Below are 1,348 nucleotides of genomic sequence, written 5' to 3'. Positions count from 1 at the left end.
GTGAAAGTATCTCCACCCAACGCACTTGGAAGCGGTGCTTGTGTAGGATTTGAATCAAATTGTTGTTTTGTCAAAGGGCTTGCGTATTTGATAGCATATTTGGAATAATTGAGGTTTGATTTTAAAAGTGTAGAATCACTAGGGTAGTAAAAGGCTGTGATTCCACCATTTTTATTATAGCTTCCGTCTTTTTCTTCGCTCCCTTGTGTAATTTTTCTTGCACCCTCGTTGTGTTGGTATTGCCCATACACTCCAATATTCAAAGTATCTCCCACATAACGTGAAAAAATTTGAGAACCCAATGTCTCATAACTCGCATAACCCATATTCAATGCACCGCCTGCCTTGCGGGTGGTAGTGATTTTTAGGATTCCGCTTACCGCGCCATTTCCGTATTTTGTCGTGCCTTTGCCTCTAATAATTTCTATTTTTTGGATAGAATCTAGCGGGATAGCACTCAAGGACACAGGAGTGGAATCAATATTATTTAAACGCATTCCATCTACGATAATAGCAAGATTCTTATGCGCATTCTGTCCAAAGCCGCGCAAATCAATGTTTGCAGTATAGGGATTACCATAATTTGTTGTAATTTTAAGTAGAGAATGTTGATTTAAAAAGTTGTAGATATTTTGAGCATTGGATTGTTGAATCTCCTCTGCGCTGAATTCTTCTTTAAAATCCTCATTCTCCACAAACTCTTCTGTGTGGGTGATAGAAAGCTTAAGGCTTTGAGATTCTACCTCTTGAGATTTTTCAGCTAGGGCGATATTTTGACTCTGCGCTAGTAGTGCGCTATTGAGTGCTAAAATCGCCGCAAGTGAAAAATACTTCTTTCTAAACCCTCTTGGGTGAAGATTTTTGTGTTTTAGTTTCATAAATGTAGAAACTCCTTTAAAAGATTTAACTTCAACTTCATTTTTGCTTAAGTTGAAGCGGCGCAATTATACACAAATTTAAAACAAAAGTATTGACAATTAAAATAAAAAGTAGTAGAATCTCATCTCATTTTTATTTTTAAAATGTAGAGTGCTGGCGTAGCTCAGTTGGTAGAGCAGCTGCCTTGTAAGCAGCAGGCCGGGGGTTCGAGTCCCTTTGCCAGCTCCATAAATTTATATAATTTTTCAGTGTTTGACCAGTTTTTATGAATATTTAAAATTGGGGTGAGATACTCAAGTGGCCAACGAGGGCAGACTGTAAATCTGCTGTTTATGACTTCCGTGGTTCGAATCCACGTCTCACCACCATAGCCGTGCGGGAGTAGCTCAGTTGGCTAGAGCATCAGCCTTCCAAGCTGAGGGTCGCGGGTTCGAGCCCCGTTTCCCGCTCCATACTGGGAGCTGATTCT

At 39.8% G+C, this 1,348-nt stretch carries 1 protein-coding gene and 3 tRNA genes; 3 read left to right on the top strand and 1 reads right to left on the bottom strand.

From position 1 onward, the window contains the following. A partial coding sequence (locus Q1553_RS00115; RefSeq protein WP_300842639.1) for a TonB-dependent receptor occupies window positions 1-878 on the bottom strand: 878 nt, incomplete at its 3' end. 153 nt (window positions 879-1,031) lie between these two features. Between Q1553_RS00115 and Q1553_RS00110 the strand changes: the two genes are divergently transcribed. From Q1553_RS00110 to Q1553_RS00100, 3 genes are all read left to right on the top strand, one after another. Further along, window positions 1,032-1,107: transfer RNA gene (locus Q1553_RS00110), tRNA-Thr, on the top strand. Window positions 1,108-1,162: 55 nt separating this feature from the next. After that, window positions 1,163-1,247 (top strand) — tRNA-Tyr (locus tag Q1553_RS00105). Between the two features lie 7 nt (window positions 1,248-1,254). Then, a tRNA-Gly gene (locus Q1553_RS00100) sits at window positions 1,255-1,331 on the top strand. Window positions 1,332-1,348: the final 17 nt, after the last annotated feature.

Source organism: Helicobacter sp. UBA3407 (genome assembly GCF_949747025.1).
GTDB lineage: Bacteria > Campylobacterota > Campylobacteria > Campylobacterales > Helicobacteraceae > Helicobacter_D > Helicobacter_D ganmani.
The sequence above is the reverse complement of the archived record's forward strand: the minus strand, read 5'-3'. Positions and strand labels throughout refer to the sequence as shown.